This window comes from Arthrobacter sp. HS15c, from assembly GCF_040812005.1.
Taxonomy (GTDB): Bacteria; Actinomycetota; Actinomycetes; order Actinomycetales; family Micrococcaceae; genus Arthrobacter.
Genome location: NZ_JBFOHM010000007.1, coordinates 14,779 through 39,167 on the forward strand (window position 1 = coordinate 14,779; position 24,389 = coordinate 39,167).

At 67.1% G+C, this 24,389-nt stretch carries 21 protein-coding genes; 15 read left to right on the forward strand and 6 right to left on the reverse strand.

Features of this window, described 5'->3' with window-relative positions:
- The first annotated feature begins 76 nt into the window (after positions 1-76).
- Genes ABV518_RS12645 through ABV518_RS12655 form a run of 3 tightly spaced genes read left to right on the forward strand, consistent with a single transcriptional unit; the run spans position 77 to position 3,140 of the window.
- Positions 77-1,894 carry a biotin carboxylase N-terminal domain-containing protein gene (locus tag ABV518_RS12645; protein WP_367767439.1) on the forward strand — a complete coding sequence of 606 codons (1,818 nt, stop codon included), beginning with the start codon at positions 77-79 and terminating at the stop codon, positions 1,892-1,894.
- 18 nt (positions 1,895-1,912) lie between these two features.
- A complete protein-coding gene (locus ABV518_RS12650) occupies positions 1,913-2,365 on the forward strand; it encodes a nuclear transport factor 2 family protein (RefSeq protein WP_367767440.1) in 453 nt (150 codons plus the stop codon).
- 43 nt (positions 2,366-2,408) lie between these two features.
- Positions 2,409-3,140, forward strand: coding sequence for a glutamine amidotransferase (locus ABV518_RS12655; protein ID WP_367767441.1), 732 nt, complete (start codon positions 2,409-2,411; stop codon positions 3,138-3,140).
- Positions 3,141-3,270: 130 nt separating this feature from the next.
- Here the strand turns inward: ABV518_RS12655 and ABV518_RS12660 are convergent, their stop codons facing one another.
- Positions 3,271-4,683, reverse strand: a complete 1,413-nt coding sequence (locus ABV518_RS12660; RefSeq protein ID WP_367767442.1) for an MFS transporter — start codon at positions 4,681-4,683, stop codon at positions 3,271-3,273.
- A 266-nt stretch (positions 4,684-4,949) separates the two neighbouring features.
- Between ABV518_RS12660 and ABV518_RS12665 the strand changes: the two genes are divergently transcribed.
- The 4 genes from ABV518_RS12665 (at position 4,950) to ABV518_RS12680 (ending at position 10,786) form a co-directional block, all read left to right on the forward strand.
- The gene (locus tag ABV518_RS12665) at positions 4,950-6,425 is read left to right on the forward strand and encodes an MFS transporter (protein WP_367767443.1); all 1,476 of its coding nucleotides are present in this window, start codon (positions 4,950-4,952) and stop codon (positions 6,423-6,425) included.
- 1 nt (position 6,426) lies between these two features.
- Positions 6,427-8,652, forward strand: a complete 2,226-nt coding sequence (locus ABV518_RS12670; protein ID WP_367767444.1) for a molybdopterin oxidoreductase family protein — start codon at positions 6,427-6,429, stop codon at positions 8,650-8,652.
- A complete protein-coding gene (locus ABV518_RS12675) occupies positions 8,649-10,211 on the forward strand; it encodes an FAD-dependent oxidoreductase (RefSeq protein ID WP_367767445.1) in 1,563 nt (520 codons plus the stop codon). Before ABV518_RS12670 ends, ABV518_RS12675 begins: the two co-directional genes overlap by 4 nt.
- 254 nt (positions 10,212-10,465) lie before the next feature.
- Entirely contained in the window at positions 10,466-10,786 is a 321-nt protein-coding gene (locus tag ABV518_RS12680; protein ID WP_367767446.1) for a hypothetical protein, read from the forward strand.
- Positions 10,787-10,835: 49 nt separating this feature from the next.
- On the opposite strand, the gene ABV518_RS12685 is transcribed toward ABV518_RS12680, so the two are convergent.
- Positions 10,836-11,021 carry a PspC domain-containing protein gene (locus ABV518_RS12685; protein WP_367767447.1) on the reverse strand — a complete coding sequence of 62 codons (186 nt, stop codon included), beginning with the start codon at positions 11,019-11,021 and terminating at the stop codon, positions 10,836-10,838.
- Positions 11,022-11,148: 127 nt separating this feature from the next.
- On the reverse strand, positions 11,149-12,564 hold the full coding sequence (locus ABV518_RS12690; RefSeq protein WP_367767448.1) for an NAD(P)H-quinone dehydrogenase: 1,416 nt from the start codon (positions 12,562-12,564) through the stop codon (positions 11,149-11,151).
- 117 nt (positions 12,565-12,681) lie between these two features.
- Between ABV518_RS12690 and ABV518_RS12695 the strand changes: the two genes are divergently transcribed.
- Complete coding sequence (locus ABV518_RS12695; protein ID WP_367767449.1) at positions 12,682-13,500, forward strand: purine-nucleoside phosphorylase; 819 nt, start codon at positions 12,682-12,684, stop codon at positions 13,498-13,500.
- A gap of 12 nt (positions 13,501-13,512) precedes the next feature.
- On the opposite strand, the gene ABV518_RS12700 is transcribed toward ABV518_RS12695, so the two are convergent.
- Complete coding sequence (locus tag ABV518_RS12700) at positions 13,513-13,992, reverse strand: Rrf2 family transcriptional regulator (RefSeq protein WP_367767450.1); 480 nt, start codon at positions 13,990-13,992, stop codon at positions 13,513-13,515.
- Between the two features lie 130 nt (positions 13,993-14,122).
- Between ABV518_RS12700 and ABV518_RS12705 the strand changes: the two genes are divergently transcribed.
- On the forward strand, positions 14,123-15,862 hold the full coding sequence (locus ABV518_RS12705; protein ID WP_367767451.1) for a phospho-sugar mutase: 1,740 nt from the start codon (positions 14,123-14,125) through the stop codon (positions 15,860-15,862).
- Positions 15,863-15,868: 6 nt separating this feature from the next.
- On the opposite strand, the gene nirD is transcribed toward ABV518_RS12705, so the two are convergent.
- Entirely contained in the window at positions 15,869-16,240 is a 372-nt protein-coding gene (gene nirD / locus ABV518_RS12710; protein ID WP_367767453.1) for a nitrite reductase small subunit NirD, read from the reverse strand.
- A 248-nt stretch (positions 16,241-16,488) separates the two neighbouring features.
- Here nirD and nirB point away from each other — a divergent pair, with 248 nt between their 5' ends.
- From nirB to ABV518_RS12740, 6 genes are all read left to right on the forward strand, one after another.
- Complete coding sequence (gene nirB, locus ABV518_RS12715) at positions 16,489-19,119, forward strand: nitrite reductase large subunit NirB (RefSeq protein ID WP_367767454.1); 2,631 nt, start codon at positions 16,489-16,491, stop codon at positions 19,117-19,119.
- A 2-nt stretch (positions 19,120-19,121) separates the two neighbouring features.
- Complete coding sequence (cobA, locus tag ABV518_RS12720) at positions 19,122-20,156, forward strand: uroporphyrinogen-III C-methyltransferase (protein WP_367767455.1); 1,035 nt, start codon at positions 19,122-19,124, stop codon at positions 20,154-20,156.
- Positions 20,157-20,170: 14 nt separating this feature from the next.
- Complete coding sequence (locus ABV518_RS12725; protein WP_131132610.1) at positions 20,171-21,322, forward strand: uroporphyrinogen-III synthase; 1,152 nt, start codon at positions 20,171-20,173, stop codon at positions 21,320-21,322.
- Between the two features lie 205 nt (positions 21,323-21,527).
- Positions 21,528-22,388 carry an FAD-dependent oxidoreductase gene (locus ABV518_RS12730; RefSeq protein WP_367767456.1) on the forward strand — a complete coding sequence of 287 codons (861 nt, stop codon included), beginning with the start codon at positions 21,528-21,530 and terminating at the stop codon, positions 22,386-22,388.
- Between the two features lie 79 nt (positions 22,389-22,467).
- The gene (gene deoC / locus ABV518_RS12735) at positions 22,468-23,193 is read left to right on the forward strand and encodes a deoxyribose-phosphate aldolase (RefSeq protein WP_367767719.1); all 726 of its coding nucleotides are present in this window, start codon (positions 22,468-22,470) and stop codon (positions 23,191-23,193) included.
- 54 nt (positions 23,194-23,247) lie between these two features.
- Positions 23,248-23,493, forward strand: coding sequence for a hypothetical protein (locus tag ABV518_RS12740; RefSeq protein WP_131132612.1), 246 nt, complete (start codon positions 23,248-23,250; stop codon positions 23,491-23,493).
- A 70-nt stretch (positions 23,494-23,563) separates the two neighbouring features.
- Here the strand turns inward: ABV518_RS12740 and ABV518_RS12745 are convergent, their stop codons facing one another.
- The gene (locus ABV518_RS12745; RefSeq protein WP_367767457.1) at positions 23,564-24,385 is read right to left on the reverse strand and encodes a metal-dependent hydrolase; all 822 of its coding nucleotides are present in this window, start codon (positions 24,383-24,385) and stop codon (positions 23,564-23,566) included.
- Positions 24,386-24,389: the final 4 nt, after the last annotated feature.

Here is a 24,389-nt window from a genome sequence, read left to right on the forward strand (position 1 = left end):
CACGCGGATTCCGCAAGTAATATCGGCGGAACCCTCAAAATCGCGCTAGGCTCCCTGAAGGAAAGAAGGAGACGCCTTGTCAGCAAATTTGGAGCAGTCCGCAAGTCCCGTGCAGTCGAACCTCACCAAGGTGCTGATCGCCAACCGTGGCGAAATCGCCGTGCGGATCATCCGCGCCGCACGTGATGAAGGCATCGGCTCCGTGGCTGTTTACGCCGATCCGGACCGTGACGCGCTGCACGTGCGGCTCGCCGACGAGGCCTACTCCCTCGGTGGAAACACCGCCGCCGAGTCCTACCTGGTCATGGACAAGATCCTCGACGCCGCCCGCCAGTCCGGTGCCGACGCCATCCACCCCGGCTACGGCTTCCTGGCCGAAAACGCCGAGTTCGCGGCCAAGGTCATCGCCGCCGGCATCACCTGGATTGGCCCGTCCCCCGAGGCAATCTCCGCCCTGGGCGACAAGGTCCAGGCCCGCCACATCGCGGAAAAGGTCGGCGCTCCCCAGGTGCCCGGCACCGCAGATCCGGTGGAGTCCGCCGAGGAGATCCTCGATTTCGTGGACAAGTTTGGCCTTCCCGTTGCAATCAAGGCCGCTTTCGGCGGCGGCGGACGCGGCATCAAGGTGGCCCGCACCCGGGAAGAAATCCCCGAGCTGTTTGAATCCGCCGTGCGTGAGGCCGTCGCCGCCTTCGGCCGCGGCGAGTGCTTCATCGAGCGGTTCCTGGACGCCCCGCGCCACGTGGAGACCCAGTGCCTGGCCGACGCCCACGGCAACGTTGTGGTGGTGTCCACGCGCGACTGCTCGTTGCAGCGCCGCAACCAGAAACTCGTTGAAGAGGCGCCCGCGCCGTTCCTCACCGAGGAGCAGAACCGCCAGCTCTACGAATCATCCAAGGCGATCCTGAAGGAAGCCGGCTACCTCGGCGCCGGGACCTGCGAGTTCCTGGTCGGCCAGGACGGCACCATCTCCTTCCTTGAGGTCAACACCCGCCTCCAGGTGGAGCACTGCGTCTCCGAGGAAGTCACCGGAATCGACCTCGTCCGCGAACAGTTCCGGCTGGCCCGCGGCGAGGAATTGGGCTACGGCGACCCCGAGGTCCGCGGCCACTCCATCGAATTCCGGATCACCGGCGAGGACCCGGGCCGCAACTTCATGCCGGCGCCTGGCACCATCACCACCCTGAAGAACCCCACGGGACCGGGCGTCCGGGTTGACTCCGGCGTGGAGCAGGGCGACATCATCAGCGGCAACTTCGACTCGATGCTCTCCAAGCTGATCGTCACCGGAGCCACCCGCGCCCAGGCCCTGCAGCGCTCCCGCCGGGCCCTGGAGGAAATGGTGGTGGAGGGCATCCCCACCGTTATCCCCTTCGACCTCGCAGTGGTCAGCAACCCGGACTTCGCTCCGGCGGAAGGCCCGTTCAAGGTCCACACCCGCTGGATCGAAACGGACTTCGTCAGCGACATCCCGGCCTGGACTCCCACCGGCGCCGAAGCCCAGGCTGACGACGCCGGCGAACGCCAGCGCGTGGTGGTTGAAGTAGGTGGCAAGCGCCTCGAAGTGGTGCTCCCTGCGTCCCTGGGCTCCTTGGGGTCCGGATCAGGTTCCGCCGCCGCGAAGCCGGCGAAGTCCAAGAAGCGTTCCCGTTCAGGCGGTGCCGCCGCGGGCGCCACCGGCAACGCCCTCACCTCCCCCATGCAGGGGACCATCGTCAAGGTGGCAGTCAGCAACGGCGATGTCGTGGCGGAGGGCGACCTGATCGTTGTGCTCGAGGCGATGAAGATGGAGCAGCCCCTGACCGCGCACCGCTCCGGAACCATCACCGGGCTGAACGCCCAGGCCGGCGAGACGGTGTCGGCCGGTGCCGTCATCGCCACGATCGAAGACTAGTCAGCGCCGGAGGCACCCATGCTCGCACCCAGTTTTGAAGAAGAAGTGGACCGCTACCACCTGGCCGTTCCGGAAATCACCCGCGGAAATGCGGGGCCCGTCAAGGAGCTCTATTCCCGGCTCGACGACGTCACCCTGGCCAACCCGTTCGGCGGCATCGCCCGCGGCTGGGCCCAGGTGGAGGCCCGGCTGGACCAGGCCTCCCGGCAATTCCAGGACGGGGAGATGCTGGGGTTCGACACCATCACCTCCTACACCGCGCGTGACACGGCCTTCCTGGTGGAGACCGAACACTTCCGCGCCCGACTGGACGGCGCGGGCCTCGCGGAAGAGTTTGCGCTGCGCGTGACCAGCATCTTCCGCCGCGAAGAGGGCTACTGGAAGCTGGTCCACCGGCACGCCGACCCCGCCGCCCGGCCGCAGTCGCGGCGGTCCCTGGCCCAGTCCCCCGACCGGACGCCGGAAAGCTGATCGCCCTCTGGCGTCCGGCAGGTGGCACGGGCACACTTAGCGTGTGAAGCCTTTCCTGCTGCTTGCCTCCCGGGCTGAAGACGCCGCTGCCGACGAAGAATATGCGGCCTACCTGAGGTACGGCGGCCTGGCGCCCGGGCAGCTGCGGCGGATCCGGCTGGAGGCGGCGCCCCTGCCGGAGCTGGACCTGGCCGAGTATTCGGCGGTGATCGTCGGCGGGAGCCCGTTCACGTCCAGCGATCCGAGCGACCGCAAAAGCGCCACCCAGCACCGGGTGGAGCGGGAGCTGGCAGGATTGCTGGACCGGATCGTGGATCAGGATTTCCCGTTCCTTGGCGCCTGCTACGGCGTCGGGACGCTGGGAAGACACCAGGGCGCCGTGATCGACAGGACGTTCGGCGAACCCCTCGGCGCGGTGGAAATAGAACTCACCGATGCCGGGCTGGCTGACCCGCTCCTGCGCGGAATGCCCGCCCGGTTTACTGCCTTTACCGGGCACAAGGAGGCCTGCTCCGCGCTGCCCGCCCATGCCGTTCTGCTCGCTTCCTCCCAGGCCTGCCCGGTGCACATGTTCCGGATCAAGGAGAACCTGTACGCCACGCAGTTCCATCCCGAACTGGACGCCGAGGGACTGGTCACCAGGATCGATATCTACCGCCATGCCGGGTACTTCCCGCCCGAGTCGGCTGAGGAGCTGATGGCGGACGCCCGCCGTTACACTGCGACCGAGCCCATGAACATCCTGAAAAACTTCGTGGCACGCTACGCCACCTGAGCTCGCCAGCCAGGTTACCGCCGTCGTTCCTGCCCTATGCTCCCGGGTCCAGGATGCAGAAATGCCCGGCGCGCTCCCCTCAACAGCAGGGAGCACGCCGGGCATTTCCGGCAGTAAGCAGGCTGGAACGTCAGGCCACGTTGTTCTCGTAGTCCAGGTCCCGGGTCTCCCGGCTCACGAACAGGGCAATGAGGGTCAGTACCGCCATGGCCGTGAGGTAGACACCCACCAGCACGGGGCTGCCGTCAGCCGTTTCCCACAGCGCGACGGCGATGAACGGTGCCACAGCTGCGCCCAGGATGCTGGAGACGTTGTAGCTGACTGCGGACCCGGTGTACCGCACGTTGGTGGGGAACAGTTCCGGCAACAGCGCGCCCATGGGACCGAACGTCAGCCCCATCAGCGAGAAGCCGATGATCAGCAGCGCCATGGTGCCCACGAAGCCGCCGCTGAACAGCGGGACGAACAGCAGGCCGAAGACGAAGATGCCGCCGGTGACGGTCAGCAGCATCTTGCGGCGGCCGTACTTCTCCGCCAGCGGTCCGGAGACCAGGGTGAAGATGCCGAAGAAGACGACGCCGGCGATCAGCATCCAGAGGAAGTCGTTTCGGGTGTAGCCCAGGCCGGGGACAAACGCAGCCGCGGCGGCTTCCGTCATCGGCTTTCCGGCCTTCTCGGCGGCGGCCTTGGCGGCGTCCAGGCTGGAGGCGCGGGTGCCGTAGGTCAGCGTGAACGTGGTCATCAGGTAGAAGAGCACGTAGGTGGCGAGCATGATGAACGTGCCCAGGATCAGCGGACGCCAGCTGGTCTTGAAGACGCGGCCGATCGGCAGCTTGGCCACCTCGTTCGATTCGAGCACCTTGGTGAAGGCGGGGGTTTCGATCAGCTTGAGCCGGACGTAAAGGCCAATGATGACCATCACTGCGCTCAGCAGGAACGGTACGCGCCAGCCCCAGGCCAGGAAGTCGGCCGGCGTCAGGGCGTAGCTGAAGACCAGGAAGATCACGTTGGCGATGATGAAGCCGATGGGCGCGCCCAGCTGCGGGAACGTGCCGTAGATGGCCCGCTTGTTGGCGGGGGCATTTTCGGTGGCGAGGAGGGCAGCGCCGCTCCATTCGCCGCCAAGGGCCAAGCCCTGGGCGAAGCGCATGACCACCAGGAGTGCCGGGGCCCAGAACTGCCAGCCCGGGACCAGTGCCGTGGGCAGGCAGCCGATCAGGAAGGTGGCGATACCCATCGTCAGCAGCGACGCCACCAGGGTGCCCTTGCGGCCGAATTTGTCGCCGAAGTGGCCAAAGACAACCGATCCCAGCGGGCGGGCGATAAAGGCCACCCCGAACACGGCGAACGAGCTCAGGAGCTGGGTGGTTTCGTTCTGGTTGGGGAAGAACAGCGAGGGGAAGACCAGCACCGCTGCCGTGGCGTAAACGTAGAAGTCGTAGAACTCCACGGTGGTGCCGATCAGGCTGGCCACAATCACGCGGCCGCGGGAGTTAACCGCCCTGGCGGGTCCGGGACCGGTCGAGGTTTCAGTTGATGACATGTAGGAACACTTTCGTCAGAACCCGCCGGACGTGGGGGCAGAGGCCCGGCGTGCAGTAGTTAGAGTTCAATATTAGTTCCCGCCGTCCAGTCAATGGACAAAAGGTCCATTATGCGGACACCTGTGATTTGTCTCATTTTCCGGTCCTCACGCCGTCAAAAGTGGCCCGATAGGCAAATGTCACAGCGCGTTAACAAACGGCGACCGTCCACGAAACGCACCTTCTCTACCTTGGAAGAACAACATCCCCCAAGAGGAGGTACACCGTGACTGTTGATCGCAGCGCAGATGCCGGCACCGGCAATTCCGTAGATTTAGACACCGACCCGTTGCACGAAGGCGTGTCCTCATCCGCCAGCACACAGCCCGGCTCCACGCGTACAACTGACGCCCCCGCCCTTGAATTCCGCCCCGGCCGCTGGATCGCCAACTGGAACGCTGAGAACAAGGAACAGTGGGAGTCCGCCGGCCGCGCCATCGCCCGCCGCAACCTGAACTGGTCCATCTTCGCTGAATTCCTCGGCTTCGTGGTCTGGCAGCTCTGGTCCATCGTAGTGGTCCAGCTCCCCGCTGCAGGCTTCACGTTCTCGACGTCGGAAATCTTCTGGCTGATCTCGATGCCCAGCCTTGTTGGCGCCACGCTCCGCATTCCCTACACCTTTATGGTTCCCCGCTTCGGCGGCCGGAACTGGACCATCGTGTCCGCGCTCCTCCTGCTGATTCCCGCCATCGGCCTGGGACTCTGCGTCTCCAACCCCGAAACCCCGTTCGGCGTCATGCTGTTCGTGGCGGCCCTCGCAGGCTTCGGCGGCGGCAACTTCGCCAGCTCCATGGCCAACATCACCTTCTTCTACCCGGCCCGCGAAAAGGGCTGGGCCCTGGGCCTGAACGCCGCCGGCGGCAACATGGGTGCCGCCGTCGCACAGCTCGCCGTCCCGATCGTGATCACCCTGCTGGCTGTCGGCAGCGCCAACCTGCCGATGGCAGGCTGGATGTGGGTCCCGTTCATCCTGATCGCCGCCTTCGGCGCCTGGAAGTACATGGACAACCTCACCAGCGCCAAGGGCGACGTGGCCGGCTCGGTCGCAGCCCTCAAGGAACCGCACCTGTGGATCATGGCGCTGCTTTACATCGGCACCTTCGGTTCGTTCATCGGCTTCGCCGGCGTGTTCCCGAAGCTCATCAAGGACTACTTCCCCGCTTTCTCCTCCATCGGAGTCGGCACGGTGGCACTCTCGCTGGCCTTCCTCGGCCCGCTCGTCGGTTCACTCGCCCGCCCCTACGGCGGACGTATGGCTGACCGCATGGGCGGCGCCCGCATGACCGTGGCAGCCTTTGCCTCCATGGCCGTCATCACCCTCACCATGATCTGGACGCTGCCGCTGAAGAACTTCTGGCTCTTCCTGGTCCTCTTCCTGATGCTCTTCACCGCCAGCGGCTTCGGCAACGGCGCAACGTACCGGATGATCCCCATCATCTTCGCCACGTCCAGCCGGGCAGCGAAGTCCGGAGCCAGCACGGTCCAGACCCAGCGGCTCGCGTCCTCGGCCCTCGGACTCATCTCGGCCATCGGAGCCTACGGCGGCTTCGTTATCCCGCAGGTCCTGAACGCCTCCAACACCGCCAGCGGATCCTACACACCCGCCTTCTACGGTTTCGTCGGAGCCTACGTGGTGATGCTGATCGTCTGCTGGGCCTTCTACATCCGCAACGCCAACCGAAATGCGATGGGACACGTCTAACATGACCAAAAGCGCCGACACGCACTGCCCTTACTGCGCCCTGCAGTGCGCCATGACGCTCAAGTCTCCAGCGGAACTGACCCCGGCTTCCGAGCCGGGGTCAGTCCCCGTGCCCGCCGATGCCGCTGAACTGGCCTCCGCCACAGGTCCCGTCCTGGAAGTCAGCGGCAGGGATTTCCCCACCAACCGCGGGGGCCTGTGCCGGAAGGGCTGGACCTCAGCAACCCTCCTGAACCACCCCGGACGCGTCACCGAGCCGCTCCTCAAGGGCGACGACGGGATCCACCGTCCCATCGGCTGGGACCAGGCTCTCGCCCTTGTCACCAAAGCCGTGAAGGACACCCGCGCCCGGTACGGGAAGGACGCCGTCGGCGTTTTCGGCGGCGGCGGCCTCACCAACGAAAAGGCCTACATGCTGGGCAAGTTCGCCCGCCTGGCCCTCGGCACCTCCCGCATCGACTACAACGGCCGTTTCTGCATGTCATCCGCGGCGGCCGCCGGCATGCGTGCCTTCGGCGTCGACCGCGGGCTCCCCTTCCCGCTCGAAGCCCTGGACAGTGCCAGCACCATCATGATGCTGGGCTCCAACGTTGCCGAAACAATGCCACCGTTCGTCCAGCACCTCAAGGGCGCCCGCGACGCCGGCGGCCTGATCATCGTTGATCCCCGCCGTTCCGCGACCGCCAACTTCACCTCCGACGGCGGCGGCATCCACCTGCAGCCGCTGCCGGGCACGGACCTGACCCTCCTGCTGGGCCTCTCGCACGTGGTCATCCACGAGGGCCTGGCCGACGCCGCCTTCATCGCGGAGCGCACGTCCGGCTACAACGCCGTGGTCCGCAGCGTGAACTCCTTCTGGCCCGAACGCGTCCAGTCGATCACGGGTGTCCCGGCGGAGCTCATCCGCGAAACCGCCCGCAGGCTCGCCGACGGCGCACGCAAGGGCGGCAGCTACATCCTCACCGGCCGCGGCGTGGAACAGCACGTTGACGGCACGGACACCGCCACCGCCGCGATCAACCTGAGCCTGCTCCTGGGCCTGCCCGGCTCGCTCCGCAGCGGCTACGGCACGCTCACCGGCCAGGGCAACGGCCAGGGCGGCCGTGAACACGGCCAGAAGGCCGACCAGCTCCCCGGCTACCGCAAGATCACCGACCCCGCCGCCCGCGCCCACATGGCCGGCGTCTGGGGCGTCCCGGAGGAAACCATTCCCGGGCCCGGCCTCCCCGCGGTCCAGCTCCTCAAGTCACTCGGACAGCCCGACGGCGTCCGCTGCCTCTTTGTCCACGCCTCCAACATCGCGGTGGCATCCCCCGATGCCAACTCCGTCATCGCCGGGCTCCGCAGCCTGGACTTCCTGGTGGTCTGCGACTTCTTTATGTCCGAGACGGCAGCCGAGGCCGACCTCATCCTGCCGGTCCTCCAGTGGGCGGAAGAGGAGGGCACCCTGACCAACCTGGAAGGACGCGTGCTGCGCCGCCGGCGTGCCCTGCAGCCGCCTGCCGGCGCCCGCAGCGAACTGTGGATCATGGCCCGCCTGGCCGAGGCCCTTGAGGCACCCTCCACCTACAGCGAAGACCCGGAAACGGTGTTCGAGGAACTCCGGCTCGCCTCCGCCGGCGGCCTGGCCGACTACTCCGGCATCGACTACGCCATGCTGGACCGCGGCGAAGCCGCCTACTGGCCGTTCCCCGCGGGCAGCACCGGCACGCCGCGGCTGTTCCTGGACGCCTTCGCCCACGCCGACGGCAAGGCGGTCATGACCCCGGTGACTCCGCGCCGCCGTCGTACGCCCGAGGCCAATCCGGACCCGGCAGCAAAAACCATGACCCTCATCACCGGCCGCCTCCTGGAGCACTACCAGTCCGGCGCACAGACCCGGCGGGTGTCCGAGCTGCTGGCCAGCCAGCCGGAGGCGAAAGTCCAGATCCATCCGGCCGCCGCAATGTCCATGGGCATCGCCGAGGGGGCCCTCGTGTCGGTGGCCAACGAACGCGGACAGGTAGTCTGCCGGGCCGAGCTCAGCACGGCGATCCGCCAGGAAACGGTGTTCCTGCCGTTCCACTTCCCCGAACTCGAAAGCGCCAACCGTCTGACGGAAGCCGCCACGGACCCCATCTCCGGGATGCCCGAATTCAAGTTCAACAAGGTCTGGGTCCGGCTGGCCGCCGACCAGGCCCCGAACCAGCCCCAGACCAGTGTTCTTCAGACGACGGAGGCCTCATGAGTGAGCAGATTGTCATTGTCGGTTTTGGCCCCGTGGCCGCGCGCCTGATCGATGAACTGATGCCCGCGGTCCGCGGCGGACACGTCAGCCTGACGGTGGTGGGCGAGGAATCCGAAGCCGCGTACAACCGCGTGCTTGTTGCCGACCTGGGCGTGGGACGCACCACGGCAGATGCTCTTGCCCTGTCCGACGCCGAGGCCCTGGCCGCCGAGGGCGTGGACGTCCGCCTCGGCGTGAGGGTCCGCCGCGTCGACCGTGCCCGCCAGCAGGTGGTCCTTACCGACGGCACGTCCGCCCACTACGAGCGCCTGGTTTTCGCCACCGGCTCGCGTCCGGTCATTCCCAACCTCACCGGCATCAACCCCGACCCAACCTCCCCCGTGCTCCCTGCCGGCGTCACCGCCCTCCGCGACCTGCGGGACGCCGAGGTGCTCCGACAGGCGGTCGACGGCGGGAAGCGCGTGGTGGTGCTGGGCGGCGGCGTGCTGGGCCTCGAAACAGCCCTGGCCGCGGCCGAGGAAGGCGCCACCGTGACGGTGGTGCACAACGGCCCGCACCCCCTGGGCCGCAACATCGATCGCGGCGGCGGTGCGGTCCTCGCGGCCAGCCTGCGCCAGTGCGGTGTCCGGATGGCCGGCAACGCCCGCTCCACCGGAGTGGAGCACAACGCGCCCGACGGCGGTTTCTCGGCACTGCTGCTCGACGACGGTTCAGCGATCGACGGCGACCTCCTGGTCATCTCGTGCGGCGTGCGGCCACGGACGGAGCTTGCCGAAGGCTGCGGGCTTTCCACCGGCACCGGAATCCTGGTGGACCACCGGCTCCGTGCGCACCACGAACCGCACATCTTCGCGATCGGCGACTGCGCCGAGGTCCGCTGCCCGGATCCCGCCTGCGCCGAGTGCCGCACGGCGACGGGCCCGTCCGGCCTGGTGGGCCCGGGCTGGCGGCAGGCTGAATGGCTGGCCGAATACCTCACCCTGCTTGCAACCGGCACGCAGGAGGCAGCCGATACCCTGCAGGAGCTGCCCCCGGAACAGGCCGGGATCGTTGTGCTGAAGGCGCGCGGCATGAACATGGCGGTGGCCGGCGATAACGGCGCCGATCCCTGGGACGAGGATGCCCTCACCGCGGGAGCCGTGAACGGCCGCCCCCGCCTGCAGATCGCCCAGTGGGCGGATCCGGAACACGGCCGCTACGTCAAGATGACCACCCGCGGCGGAGTCCTGGAAGGACTGGTGGCGGTGGGCATGCCGCGGACCGCCGCCGAGCTGGTAGGGCTGTTCGAGCGCGGAGCGGAGTTGCCGGCCGACCGTTCGCTGCTGCTCCGCCTCGACGGCCCTGACCAGCTGGCAGCGTCCGGCCCGGCTGACCCGGCGGGCACTGTGTGCCGCTGCGCCGGCGTCAGCGGCACCAAGATCCAGAATGCAGTGGAGGACGGCTGCTCCACGGTGGCCGAAGTCTCCAAGGCAACCCGTGCCGGGACCGGCTGCGGCGGCTGCCACGAGGACATCAAGGGGCTCATCGAAAAACACTTCCAGGCGGCTGCAGCCGCCTGACATTTCCGACCGGTGATTGAGCCCCTGCACGCGTGTTTGAGCCCGCGGGGAGTCCCGGCCTTGGCGCCTGGCCGGTGGCTTTCCGCAGGCCATTTGCGCGGGATGTTCCCAAGGCGGTGCGCTGTCAGTAGACTCACCGCACGGGCCTTCGGCCCGTAGGTAGCAGACCTGCGCTGGGCAGTGTCACGGTTTGCACCAATTTGCAGCGTCTGCCACCTGGAAGAGTGATCACTTCGAGGGATTGAGGTAACGCGATGCACAAGAAATCACTGTTGGGTGCGGCTGTCTGTACGTTGGCGCTGATGGGCATGGCCTCGGCGCCGGCGTCGGCTGCGGGGCAGGTGGAACGGGGCCCGGACCATGCCAATTCGATCTGCTCGTTCTCCGGGCAGAACGATGGTTACATTCCCGGGTCAACTGATCCTGAGCACTTCCGTGTCCAGTCCTACGGCCAGATCATCAGGAACGCCGGTATTGGACCTGCGCAAATGAAAGCGGCCGGAGAAGCACCGGGGATCCTCTGCAACGGCCACAAGTTCCCTTACCCTGAGGCCTTCCCACCGCCTGCTCCGTGACGTGAAGTTGTTGGCCCCCGGTCTCGGGGCCAACCCAACCCGTTTAGGTTTAGACCGGGGCTTTGGGGATCATGATCCACAGCGCGATGTAGACCAGCTCGCCGATCCCCACCAGGCCAAAGATCACAAAGCCGAGTCTGACCAGGAACTTCGGCAGGCCGAACCTTGCTGCCAGGGCGGCGCAGACCCCGCCGATGATTTTCCCGCTGCGCGGACGCTCCAGAGCTGATGTCATGCCGCCACGCTACCCCAGAATGCTCCCCAACCGCTCCCTCACCTCGCAAGGCCCCACCGGCTCCCAGCCTTCGCAAGCTCAGGCCGGGGCCCCGCCGGCGTGGGCCCAAGCTCAATCGCCGCGCTGGCTACATGTGGACGTGCAGGCGCCGGGCCGCTTCGGAGATGGATCCGCTCAGTGACGGGTACACGGTAAACGTGCTGGCGACGTCGTCGACGTGGAGCTTCTGCTTCACGGCGATGGAGATGGCGAAGATCAGCTCGGACGCATTCGGCCCCACCACCACACCGCCGATGACGGTCCCGGAACCTTTGCGCGCGAAGATCTTGACGAAGCCGTCCTTGTGGTTGCGCATCTTGGCGCGGGCGTTGCTCTTGAGCGACAGCTTCACCACGTCGCCCTGATACTTGCCGGACTGGATCTCGGCCTCGGAAACACCCACCGACGCAATCTCCGGCGACGTGAAGATGTTGGACGCCACCTGGTGCAGCTTGATCGGCGTCACGCCGTCGCCCAGGAAGTGTGCGATCGCGATCCTGCCCTGCATGGCTGCAACGGATGCCAAGGCGAGCACCCCGGTGCAGTCGCCGGCGGCGTAGATGTTCGGCGCGGTGGTGCGTGAGACGCCGTCAACCTTGATGTGGCCGCTCTCGGTGAGGGCCACGCCAGCCTCCTCCAGGCCGATTCCTGCGGTGTTGGGGATGGACCCGACGCAGACGAGGCAGTGGCTGCCGGTGACCTTCGAGCCGTCGCCCAGGGTGACCACTACGCCGTCGTCGGTCCGTTCCACGGTCTCGGCGCGGGCGCGGGACAGGACCCGGACGCCTCGGCGTTCGAAGACTTCCTCCAGCACCTCTGCGGCGTCGGTGTCCGAACCGGGGAGCACCCGGTCACGACTGGAAATGAGCGTGACCTTGGAGCCCAGGCCGTTGTAGGCGGACGCGAATTCGGCACCGGTCACACCGGAGCCCACCACGATGAGCTCCTCGGGGAGCTCATCGAGGTTGTAGATCTGGGCCCAGTTCAGGATGCGTTCGCCGTCCGGCCTCGCGGTGGGCAGTTCGCGCGGGTGCGCGCCCACGGCCAGCAGGATGGTGTCCGCCTCGACAGTTTCCGTGCCGTCCGCGGTCAGGACTTCGATGGTGTGGCTGTCAACGAGCCTGCCCGAGCCCAGCAGGATGCGGACGTTCTGGTGTTCGAGCCCGGTGGAGATGTCCTGGGACTGCTGGCGGGCGAGGCCCAGCAGGCGGTCGTTGATGTGCTTGAGGTCCGCGCGCATGGCAGGCACGAAGTCTCCGCCGTCGACGTCGAACTTCACTCCCAGCTCCCCCGCCTCGCCGACGCGGGTCATCAGGTCCGCCGTCGCGATCAGGGTCTTGGAAGGCACGACGTCGGTGAGCACGGCAGAGCCACCCAGGCCGGCGCGTTCGATGATGGTGACCTGCGCCCCCAGCGAGGCAGCGACCATGGCGGCTTCGTATCCGCCCGGGCCACCTCCGAGGATTGCGATCCGGGGTGAGCTGAAATCAGGATGCGTAGTCACAAACAACCATTCTCCCGCATGGGGCGCCGCACCACCAATAAACAGCCGTGGCCATGGTGCCGGTCACCAGCACCCGTGACGCTGTGCACAGGAGCAACGGCACGATAACTTGTACCAGTGAGTAATACAGACTTCCTGAACACTGACCCCTTTGCCGCCGCCCGCGCCGCCGCCGACTACATCGCCGGGGAAACAGGCGTGGACCGCCACGACGTCGCCCTTGTCCTGGGCTCGGGGTGGGGCCAGGCCGCCGACCTGATCGGCGACACCACCGCCACCCTGTCCGCGGACGAGGTTCCCGGGTTCCATGCCCCGGCGGTGGAAGGCCACGTGGGTACCATCCGCTCGGTACTCACCAAGGAAGGCAAACGGGCGCTGGTGCTCGGCGCGCGCACACACTTCTATGAGGGCAAAGGCGTTCGAGCCGTCGTCCACGGCGTCCGCACGGCAGCCGCCGCCGGCTGCACGACCCTGGTCCTCACCAACGGCTGCGGCGGCCTCAACGAAGCCTGGGCACCGGGCACTCCTGTGCTCATCAAAGATCACATAAACCTCACCGCCGCCTCCCCGCTGGAGGGTGCCACCTTTGTTGACCTGACAGATCTTTACTCATCCCGCATCCGCGGGCTGGCCCGTGAGGTCGATTCTTCCCTGGAAGAGGGTGTCTACGCGCAGTTCACAGGGCCGCACTACGAAACCCCGGCCGAGGTCCAGTACGCCAAACGGATCGGCGCGGACCTGGTGGGCATGTCCACCGCGCTGGAGGCCATCGCCGGCCGCCACGCGGGCATGGAAGTATTCGGCATCTCACTGGTCACCAACCTCGCGGCAGGCATCAGCCCCGCCCCGCTGAGCCACCAGGAAGTCCTCGAGTCCGGTCAGGCCGCGGGACCGCGCATCTCCAAACTCCTCGCGGAGATCATCGGCAGGCTGTAAGCAGCCGGCCGGTCAGGTCCGGGTCCCCATCAGCCGGCTGACCGTGTCCTCGCGGGCCTCAGGGAACCGGCGTTCGATGGATTCTGCGATCCCGGCAATGGTCTGCCGGGAAAGCTCGGTACGCCAGGTGACTTCGGCGTGCCGCATGGTCTGCGAAATCAGGCAGCTCCGCGCGTAGTCGGCGTCCATCTCACCGCCGGGCGCGTCCTTCAGGATGCCCTTGCACCTGAAAGCGTCCTCGTTTCCCTCGATGGCGAGATAGACGTCCAGCACCGAGATCCGGTCCGACCGGCGCGCGAGCCGGAAGCCGCCCCTCGGGCCGGACACGGACGTCAGGATGCCGGCGCGGACCAGTGCCTGGAGCTGCTTGTTAAGGTAGGCGGCGGGCAGTTTGTAGAACTCAGCCAGCCGCGCACTGCTGACGGCCTCCCCCAGCGGGGTCCAGGACATGTTGACGCAGCTGTGCAACGCCCACTCAACACCCTGCCCCATCTTCATATTCGAGACAGTACTTGTCCAGAAAATTTACTTCAAGGATTTCCGGGGTTTTCCGGGGCCGTCCGTGCGGACAAAGCGGGTGTTCGGGAAGTCTTCGGCGAGCAATGACGATAGCGTTATGCCCATGACGTCCACCGATGCCGAGTCCATCCTCTTCAGCCAAGCCCGCGACTGGGCGGCCCAGGATCCGGATTCCGCGACTTCCGCAGCCCTGTCTGAACTGGTCCGGCAGGCGGAAAGCGGAGTCGGCGCGGCGCGGCAGGAACTCGCTGACAGCTTCAACGGCACCCTGCAGTTCGGCACCGCAGGCCTGCGCGCGGCACTCGGCCCGGGGCCGAACCGGATGAACCGCGTGGTGGTCCGCCGTGCCGCGGCAGGCCTGGCGGCCTTCCTCAGCAACGCCGTGGGTGAGGTTTCACCGGGAACCCGGCCGCGCGCCGTCGTCGGCTACGACGCCCGGCACAACTCCGATATCTTCGCCGTGGAAACAGCGGCGATCTTCACCGCCGCCGGTTTTGAGACCTTCCTGATGCCCTCCGCACTGCCGACGCCGCTGCTGGCATACGCTGTGCGGGCATTGGACTGCGACGGCGGCGTGATGGTCACCGCCAGCCACAACCCGCCCCAGGACAACGGCTACAAGGTTTACCTCGGCCGCCACGCCGTGGAGGAAAGCGGGCGGGGTGCCCAGATTGTGGCACCCTACGACGCCGGAATCGCGGAGCGGATGGACGCCGTCGGACCGTTGGACTCCATCGCCCTGGCCCCGGACGGCTGGACCGTGCTGGACCCGTCCATCGCCGCTGACTACCAGCGCGCGACGGCGGCACTCGCCGATCCCGCACGCTTTCCGTCCCGTGACCTGCGGATTGTCCTGACGCCGATGCACGGCGTCGGCGGCGAAACAGCCGTGGCCGTCCTGAACGAGGCGGGCTTCTCCGACGTCACCCTGGTGGCCGAACAGGCTGCGCCCGACCCCGAGTTCCCCACGGTGAGTTTCCCGAACCCGGAGGAGCCCGGCGCCCTGGACCTGGCGCTGGAGACAGCAGTCCGGGTGGATGCCGATATTGTCCTGGCCAACGATCCCGACGCTGACCGCGCGGCGGTCGCTGCCAAGGATCCGTCCACGGACGCCTGGCGCATGCTCCGCGGGGATGAGGTGGGGGCGCTCCTGGGCGCACATATTGTGGCCCGGCTTGCGGCCGGCGGTGAGGAAAAGCCCGACGGCGTCCTCGCCAATTCGGTGGTTTCCTCACGCCTGCTGTCCCGCATCGCCGCCGCGGCCGGGTACGCGCACGAGGAAACACTGACGGGATTCAAGTGGATTTCCCGTGTTCCGGGGCTGCTGTACGGCTACGAGGAAGCCTTGGGTTATTGTGTTGCCCCCGACCTGGTCCGGGACAAGGACGGCATCTCTGCCGCCGTGCTGATCGCGGAGCTCGCCGCCACGGCCAAAGCGGGCGGCAAGACCATCTTCGACACCCTGGACGAGATTTATCTGCAGCACGGCCTGCACGCGAGCGACCAGCTGAGCATCAGGGTGGCAGATCTCGGGCTGCTGGATGCCATGATGAACCGGCTCCGGGTCAGCCCGCCGGATTCCTTCGGTTCCTCAGCGGTGGAGACCTTCGTGGACCTCGCCGAGGGCAGTGAACACCTGCCGCCCACGGACGGCCTGCTCTACCTGACGAGGGACCAGACCAGGGTGATCATCCGTCCCAGCGGCACCGAGCCGAAGCTCAAGTGCTACCTCGAAGTGATCAAGGGAGTGGAGTCGGCCGCGGAACTCCCCGAGGCACGCCAAGCCGCACGCGCCGCCCTGGACCAGGTGCTCGGCGACGTGCGGGAGGCCCTCGGCCTCTAGCGGCTGCTAGAGCTCGATTTCGATGAAGCCGTCGGTGATGCGGGTGTTGAACGTGTCCAGCCGCAGCTCAGCCACTCCAAAGCACTCGCCTGTTTCGAGGTCGTAGACCTCTTTGTGCAGGGGTGAGGCGATCGTGGGGCGGGTGCCGCGTGAGCCGAGGATGCCGCGGGCCATGACGTGGGCGCCGGTGGCGGGGTCCTCGTGGGCTACCGCAAAAATTTCGCTGGGGCCGGTGCGGAAGAGGGCTACCTGGCGGCCCGCGATGAGGGCTGCCTCGCCCCAGGACAGTTCCAGTTCCTCCACGGCGCAGACGCGGTGCCAGCCGGTGGCGGTGTCAGTGTCTGTGGCGAGTGCCCCAAGTTCCAGTGTTGCCGTCATGTCGGCTCCTCTCCCTGTGCTTGCTTGGCCACCTGTATGGCCGTACTAACAAGTTAGGCCTCGGGTGTTTCACGGGCATGCGCTGAATGTGTCCGGCGCGTAAAAGAGAACTCACTCGGTCGGAAATGCGTTCGTGATGCAGAAGTTAAGTTCACGAAACAAATGGGAAACTGAAGCGAAACTGCGGGTACCTAGTCTGGATGGACAAGCTGCAGAGCACCGTCTGCGGCCCATGCGAAAGGCCCACAGTGACCGAACAGACTTCAAGCACAGAGACTCCGCGCCGCATCGTCGTCGCCGGCGGCGGCCCGGCGGCCCACCGTTTTGCGGACGCAATGCATGCCCGCGGCCTCGAAGGCTGGCATGTCACGGTCCTCACTGAGGAAGCCCACCTCCCCTACGACCGCGTGGCGCTGAGCAAGGCCCTGACCGTCATGGACTACGACCTCACCCTGGGCGAGGCGAGCATGTGGGACCACGAAGCCCTGTCCCTGAAGACCGGCGAGCGCGTCATCAAGATCAACGCCGAGGCCAAGTCCGTGGAGACCGCGGCCGGCAACACCTTTGAATACGACCACCTGGTGGTCGCCACCGGTTCGAATGCCGCCCGCCTGCCGATCCCCGGCGCCGAGCACACCCACGTTTACCGCACGCTCGAAGACGTCTGGGCCATCAACAAGGCCATCGCCGAACTCACGGAGAAGCTCGGCCGCCAGGTCAACGCGGTCACCATCGGCGGCGGCCTCCTCGGGCTCGAGTCCGCGGCCGGCACGGAGCAGCTTGGCGCCAACCCGATCGTCATCGACGGTTCGCAGTGGCTGATGGCCACCCAGCTCGATGAAGGCGCTGGCCAGGCCATGGGCCGGCTCATCAAGGCCAAGGGCTTCGAAGTCCACGGCGGCGTCTTCCCCTCGGAAGTACTGTCCGACGACGACGGCCAGGTCACCGGCGTCCTGATGGCTGACGGCCGCATCATCGAAGCTGACCTGGTGATCGTCGCGATCGGTGTCCGGCCCCGTGACGAGCTCTTCCGCGCTGCAGAGGGCGAAGAGCAGATCTTCTCGCTGGGCCAGCGCGGCGGCGTGGTCATCAACGACTACTGCGCCACTGAAGTCGACGGAATCTGGGCCATCGGTGAAGTGGCCAACTTCGGCGGCATGTGCCTTGGCCTGGTGGCCCCCGCCAACACCATGGCGGAGATCGTCGCTGACCGCCTCCACGGCGGACAGGCCACCTTCCCGGGCTTCGACACCGCCACCAAGCTCAAGCTGTCCGGCGTCGACGTTGCCAGCTTCGGTGACGCCTTCGCCAAGACCGAGCACGCCCTCGAAATCGTCTACGCCGACCCGGCCCGCGGCGTCTACCAGAAGATCGTCACCACCGACGATGCCAAGACCCTCCTGGGCGGCATCTTCGTGGGCGACGCCACCCCCTACACCAGCCTGCGCCCGCTCCTGGGCCGTGAGCTCAGCGCCGAGCCCGGGGCCTACCTCACGGCGGCCGGCGGCGGCGACGCCCCGGACACCGAGCTCCCGGACGACGCCATCCTGTGTTCCTGCAACAACGTGTCCGCCGGAACCATCCGCGACACCGTCAACGGCTGCGGCGCCTGCGACGGCAACGCCCCCGTGCAGGAACTTGGCGAGCTCAAGGGCTGCACCCGCGCCGGCACCAGCTGCGGCTCCTGCGTCCCGATGCTCAAGAAGCTGCTCGAAACCGAACTCACCAAGTCCGGTGTCGAGGTCTCCAAGGCGCTCTGCGAGCACATCGAGCTGTCCCGCCAGGACCTGTTCGACGCCATCCGCGTCCTGGGCCTGACCTCCTTCGAAGAGATCATGGCCAAGTACGGCACCGGTGCCGGCTGCGACATCTGCAAGCCGACCATTGCCAACATCCTGGCCAGCCAGAACAGCGCCTACGTCCTGGACGCCGGCCGCGGCACCCTGCAGGACACCAACGACCGTGCCCTCGCCAACATGCAGAAGGACGGCACCTACTCGGTGGTCCCCCGCATCGCCGGCGGCGAAATTACCCCGAAGAAGCTCGGCGTCATCGCCGCCGTGGCCGAAAAGTACAACCTGTACACCAAGATCACCGGCGGCCAGCGCATCGACATGTTCGGTGCCCGGCTCGAGGAGCTCCCGGAAATCTGGAAGGAACTGGTGGACGCCGGCTTCGAATCCGGCCAGGCCTACGGCAAGAGCCTGCGCACGGTGAAGTCCTGCGTCGGTTCCACCTGGTGCCGCTTCGGTGTCCAGGACTCGGTGGCCATGGCCATCCAGCTCGAGCTCCGCTACCGCGGCCTCCGCAGCCCGCACAAGCTCAAGATGGGTGTCTCCGGCTGTGCCCGCGAATGCGCCGAAGCCCGTGGCAAGGATGTTGGTGTGATCGCCACCGCCGACGGCTGGAACCTGTACGTCGGCGGCAACGGCGGTGCCACCCCGGCCCACGCCCAGCTCCTGGCCAAGGACCTCGACGACGAGACGCTGATCAAGTACATCGACCGCTACTTCATGTACTACATCCGCACCGCAGACCGCCTGCAGCGCACCGCGCGCTGGCAGGAAGAGCTCGACGGCGGCATCAAGCACGTTGAGGACGTGGTGGTCAAGGACACCCTGGGCATCGCCGAGGACCTCGAGGCTGCCATGGCCAAGCACGTCGACACCTACGTCGACGAGTGGGCCGACACCCTCAAGGACCCCGAGCGCCTGCGCCGGTTCCGCTCCTTCGTCAACGCGCCCGACCAGAAGGACGACTCCATCACGTTTGTTTCGGACGAGCGTGGCCAGATGCGCCCCGCAACCCCGGAGGAAAAAGGCAAGGTCCTGATCGGCGCTTCCATCCCCATGAGGCCCCGCGACGAGAACGAGGTATAGGCATGCAGCTCAGCATTGATCTCACCGGCCGCGAGGTCCTGGTCACCGGCTCGGACCACGCCGCACGCCAGGCGGTCCGCCGCTACGAGGCCGCCGGCGCCGTCGTCTACCGCCTCAGCACCCCCCAGGGTGCCGGGCATGACGGCCCGCTGCCCGAGCGTCCCTTCCTGGTCGCGGCAGTCGACGACGGCCAGCCCGGCTGGGAGTCACTGCTGGACCGGTGCCGTGCAACCGGCATCCCGGTGGCAGTCGAACCGGCCGCCGGCCCCGTAGGCCATGTCACCCTGGTGGGTGGCGGACCCGGAACCACCGAGCTGCTGACGGTCGCCGCCATGAAGGCCCTCCGCGACGCGGACGTGGTGTTCTATGACCGGCTGGCTCCCTACCAGGAACTGCCGTCCATGACCTCGGCCGAACTGGTGGACGTCGGCAAGAAGCCGGGCCACCACAAAGTGGGCCAGTCCGACATCGAAAAGCTGATGGTGGAAAGCGCCCTCGCCGGAAACAATGTGGTCCGGCTCAAGGGCGGCGATCCTTACGTCTTCGGCCGCGGCGGCGAAGAAGTGGCCGCCTGCGTGGCCGCCGGCGTCAAGGTCCGCGTCATCTCGGGTGTCACCAGCGCCATCTCCGTCCCTGCCGCTGCCGGTATCCCGGTGACGCACCGCGAAGTCAGCCATATGTTCACCGTGGTCTCCGGCCACGCGCCGCTGACCGAGAAGGAACACAAGCACCTCGCCGGACTTGGCGGCACCATTGTGGTCCTGATGGGCATCGGTACCCTGCACCAGCTCGCCGCCGGGCTCCGGAAGGCCGGGATGCGTCCCGACATGCCCATGGCCGTCGTCGAACGCGGCTACCGCCCCGGGCAGCGGACCACCATCGCGGACCTGGGCACCATCACCTCCGCCGCTGCCGGCTGCAGCAACCCCGCCGTCCTCGTCATCGGCGAGGTGGTTTGCGTGGCTGAAGCCAACCGTGGGCATGCTGAGGCCGCCGCCGACCTGGACAGGCTGGCGGCCTCGCTGCTCGGTTCATGAAAGGATTGAACCCCATGAACGCACTGGCACCCGCAGAACCCCAGGCTGAAGAGACCTCCGGGCGGGAATCGGCTGATTCCCCCCTGGAGGGTTTCCGCATTGGAGTGACCTCGCACCGGCGCTCCCAGGACCTTATCGAGGCCCTCGAACGCCGCGGCGCGGAAGTGTTGCACGCACCGGCCCTCAAGATTGCCCCGGTGCAGGAGGACATCCGCCTCATTGAGGACACCAAGGCCATCATCGCCGCACGCCCGGACCTCTGCATCGCCACCACCGCCTACGGCATGCGCCGCTGGTGCGAGGCTGCCGACTCGTTCGGCATCGGCGAGGCCCTGCTGGAAACCCTGGCAGCCTGCCGGATGTTCGTCCGGGGGCCCAAGGCCCGCGGCGCCGTCCGCGCGGCGGGGCTGGCCGACGTCGGAATCAGCAGCGACGAAACCACCGCGACGCTGGTGGACATGCTGCTGGCCGAAGGCGTGCGCGGCAAGACCGTGGCCGTCCAGCTGCACGGCTACACGGATGTCCGGCAGCTCGAGAGGCTTCGTATGTCCGGCGCCACCGTCCTGACGGTGACGCCCTACCGCTGGGTCAAGCCCGACGGTGAGGACAAGCTCCCCCGGCTGATCGAGGCTGCGTGCAGCGGAAACCTGGACGTCCTGACCTTCACCAGCGCACCTGCTGTGGACGCGATGTGGAGCACCGCACACGAAATGGGTGTCTACAAGCAGCTGATCGAAAGCCTGAAGACCAACGTCACGACGGCAGTGGTTGGCCCGGTCACCGCGCAGCCCCTGCTCGACGCCGGCATCACCCCGCTCATCCCGGAGCGGTTCCGGATGGGTGCCCTCATCAGGCTGGTCTGCGAGCACCTCGCCCTTAACCATGTGCGCCGGCTGGACACGAGGTCGGGCAATATCGAGCTGCGCGGCCGTAGCCTGCGGATCGACGGGCAACAGGTCGAACTGGCCCCCGCGCCGCTGCTGCTGCTCCGCGCCCTGCTGGGTGCCGGCGGGGCCGTGCTGTCACGGGAATCGCTGTCGGAGCTGCTCGAACTCAGGGGGTCGGTCCACGCACTGGACATGACCGTCAGCCGGCTGCGCTCCTCGCTGCCGGACGGCCGCCTGGTGGAGACGGTGGTCAAGAGGGGGTACCGGATCCGCGTCTAGGGGCGTGGGTTCCGGCCCCTTTGTGTCATTGCGGACCGCAGTGAGAGGTGCGTCACGGGTTCTGTTACCGGCCGGTAAACGTTGGCGAACAAAGGGCGTTTTCCCAGCAACAGCGGGGAAACACGCCGGAAAAGCCGTCCGCCTACGCTGGGATTCATCACGAATTCCCGGCCGCTCCTGCGGCCGCCAGCGAAAGGGCCAGCACATGTCCGCTCCGGCACCGTCCACCTCATCCACTCCGGCACCGCGCATCGTCATCGCCGGTGCCGGGCCGGCCGCGCAGGCACTGGTCCGCCAGCTGGACGGTGCCAGGTTCCGCGGAACCATCACAGTGCTCAGCAACCGGGACGACGCTCCGGCGGAGCTCCTCGAACTGGCCGAACTGCCCCAGGTATCGGTCCGCTTCGGCCAGCCCGCCAGCTTTATTGACGCGGACAGCCGCACTGTCACCACGGCCGATGGCATGGAATTCAGCTACGACGAACTGGTCATCGCCACCGGCTCAGCGCCCGCAGCGTCACCGGTGGCGGGCGCCGGCCGCTGCCTGAGCTACTCAACCATCGATGATGCCGCCCGGATCGGCGACGCCGTGAAGGAAGTGACCCGGTCATTGGGCAGGCGGCCGCTGGGGATCCTGGTGGGAACCGGAGCCGCAGCGGGACAGGCTGAGGCAGTGCTGCGCGCCCGCGGTGTCAGGCCCATCCGCACCACGGTCCGGCCCACCGCCGTGGTGCACTCCATCGCCGGCGCCGGGCTGACCGCGGCCGGGATCGTCTTCGAGGACGGCAGCAGCATGAACGGTGACCTGGTGGTCCTGGCGGAAGAACGGGTCTCCCGTGACGGCCTCGCCGCCAGTGCCGGACTCGCCACCGCCCCCAACGGCGGGATCGCCATCACCAAGGACTACCGCACGTCGGTCCCGGGGGTCTGGGCCATCGGTGACGCCGCAGCGTTCGACGGCGTCCGGCTGGGCCTGCTGGTTGCTGCCGCGTCCGCCGCCGGCGCCTGCGCCACGCAGCTCATGACGGCTGTGGCGACAGAACAACGCGTTCCGGTGGCCGCCTGACCCCTGTGGCAAGATGGTCACCTGAAGAGCCACACCGTGGCAATTGCGGCCCACAAGGCCCCCGGAAAGGACCATCATGATGAGCAACGAAGCCACTCCCGCCGCGCAGCCGTCCACCGGCACGCAGCAGGCGGCGGGCAACATCGCTTCCTTCATTGACCACACCCTGCTCAAGCCCGAGGCCAGCGAGGCGGACATCCTCAAGGTCTGCGCCGAAGCAGCCGAATACCGGTTCAAATCCGTCTGCGTCAACCCCGTCTGGGTGAAGACGGTCAAAAAAGCGCTCAAGGGATCCGGCGTCCTGACCTGCTCGGTGGTCGGTTTCCCGCTGGGAGCCACGCCCACCCACGTCAAGACGTTCGAGGCCCGCGGAGCGGTCCTGGACGGTGCCGACGAGGTCGACATGGTCATCAACATCGCCGCAGCCCGCGCCGGCGACAAGGGCGCCCTGGTTGAGGACATCACGGCCGTCGCGGAGGCGGTGCACGCCAGCGGCGCCATCCTGAAAGTCATCATCGAGACGGCGCTCCTGGACGACGCCCAGAAGATCCTCGCCTGCGAGGCCGCAGTGGAAGCCGGGGCGGACTTCGTGAAGACCTCCACCGGCTTCAATGGCGGCGGCGCCACGGCAGAGGATATCGCGCTGATGCGCCGGACCGTAGGCCCTGATCTGGGCGTCAAGGCATCCGGCGGCGTACGGTCCCTGGCCGACGCGCAGGCTATGATTGCTGCAGGTGCAACACGTATTGGTGCCAGCTCCGGAATTGCGATCGTCAAGGGTGAACAGGGTTCATCCGGATACTGATCCGGATCCGGAAGCCGCCACAATTTTGAGCCCCGCGGGGCCGAGGAGGAATGAATGTCCAGCAAGACCACAGCGTCCGGCGTCACCACTGTCCAGACGCCGGAAAACGAGAACAGCCTCGTCACCAGCATCGTCCTGTTTGCTGTCATGATGGCACTCTTCCTTGGCGCCATCTACTCGCTGTCGTTCCTGACGCTCGGCAACCCGTGGCCGATGGCCGTCTGCCTGGGCCTCTTCGCCCTGGCGTTCTGGATCCCGCAGACCATCACCGGCCGTTCCGACTCCGCCGGCGAACACTAAGCACCCGCTCAAACGCAAAGGCTGGGGCCCCGGATTTTTCCGGGGCCCCAGCCATTTAAGCGGATCCGAGTCAGGCCGCCCCGAAGAGCCGGCTGAACAGGCCCGTTCCCAGTGACATGGCAGCCGGGAAGTGCGACTTCGCCAAAGCCCAGGCAGCTACGCACATGCCCACCATGGCGTACGCGCTCACCGGGATGAGCACCAGCCACTCCCGCCGGGAGCCGGCACGGCCCAGCAACGGCAGTGAAAAGGCTCCGTTGGCTCTCCAGACATCGTTGATCACGGGCATCTTCCGCAGGAACCTGGGCGGTCTGATGACGATCGGCCACAGCAGCGGGACGCCTCCGGTGGTGATCATGTCGCCCACGATGTGGACCACCACCCCTGTCAGCATCGACACAGGCAACCAGGTCCACTGCTCCGGGGCGAACCACGTCACCAGGCCGGCCATGGTCAGGGCGAACACCCAGTTGCTGATGAAGCCGGACTTGGGGAACAGCTTCAGCGCCTTGGCCGCGATGTTGATCATGAACATGCACAGCAGGCCGGCACCGACGGACAGCAGGCCCCAGTCGGTCTGCAGCTGGAACTGCGCGGCCACCATGGCCAGCAGCACAAAGAACGCCGCGCCCAGCACCGAATGCGTGCCCTGCCGGTGCCCGCCGCTGGCGTTCTCAATCCCCACCGCAATCACGTTGGACAGCGGCGGCAGGGAATTGGCCACCGTGCTGTGGCGGTGGTCCCAGTCGCACACCAGCGCCGTTCCCGCCGTCGCCATGCCGCCGATCAGGATGCCTGTGGCGTCCAGCGGATACCAGCCCAGGGTGTACGGCCCGGTCGAGGCAATAGCTACCCACGCCGCGGCTCCCGACGCGGCGTGATGTCCTCCCATCAAG

Coding starts and splice junctions, on each gene's coding strand:
- ABV518_RS12675 (WP_367767445.1), top strand. CDS start 8,649: ATGAGTGAGCAGATTGTCATTGTCGGTTTTGGCCCCGTGGCCGCGCGC.
- ABV518_RS12725 (WP_131132610.1), top strand. CDS start 20,171: ATGAACGCACTGGCACCCGCAGAACCCCAGGCTGAAGAGACCTCCGGG.
- ABV518_RS12740 (WP_131132612.1), top strand. CDS start 23,248: ATGTCCAGCAAGACCACAGCGTCCGGCGTCACCACTGTCCAGACGCCG.
- ABV518_RS12680 (WP_367767446.1), top strand. CDS start 10,466: ATGCACAAGAAATCACTGTTGGGTGCGGCTGTCTGTACGTTGGCGCTG.
- ABV518_RS12700 (WP_367767450.1), bottom strand. CDS start 13,992: ATGGGGCAGGGTGTTGAGTGGGCGTTGCACAGCTGCGTCAACATGTCC.
- ABV518_RS12650 (WP_367767440.1), top strand. CDS start 1,913: ATGCTCGCACCCAGTTTTGAAGAAGAAGTGGACCGCTACCACCTGGCC.
- ABV518_RS12670 (WP_367767444.1), top strand. CDS start 6,427: ATGACCAAAAGCGCCGACACGCACTGCCCTTACTGCGCCCTGCAGTGC.
- ABV518_RS12730 (WP_367767456.1), top strand. CDS start 21,528: ATGTCCGCTCCGGCACCGTCCACCTCATCCACTCCGGCACCGCGCATC.
- ABV518_RS12705 (WP_367767451.1), top strand. CDS start 14,123: ATGACGTCCACCGATGCCGAGTCCATCCTCTTCAGCCAAGCCCGCGAC.
- cobA (WP_367767455.1), top strand. CDS start 19,122: ATGCAGCTCAGCATTGATCTCACCGGCCGCGAGGTCCTGGTCACCGGC.
- nirD (WP_367767453.1), bottom strand. CDS start 16,240: ATGACGGCAACACTGGAACTTGGGGCACTCGCCACAGACACTGACACC.
- deoC (WP_367767719.1), top strand. CDS start 22,468: ATGAGCAACGAAGCCACTCCCGCCGCGCAGCCGTCCACCGGCACGCAG.
- ABV518_RS12745 (WP_367767457.1), bottom strand. CDS start 24,385: ATGGGAGGACATCACGCCGCGTCGGGAGCCGCGGCGTGGGTAGCTATT.
- ABV518_RS12660 (WP_367767442.1), bottom strand. CDS start 4,683: ATGTCATCAACTGAAACCTCGACCGGTCCCGGACCCGCCAGGGCGGTT.
- ABV518_RS12685 (WP_367767447.1), bottom strand. CDS start 11,021: ATGACATCAGCTCTGGAGCGTCCGCGCAGCGGGAAAATCATCGGCGGG.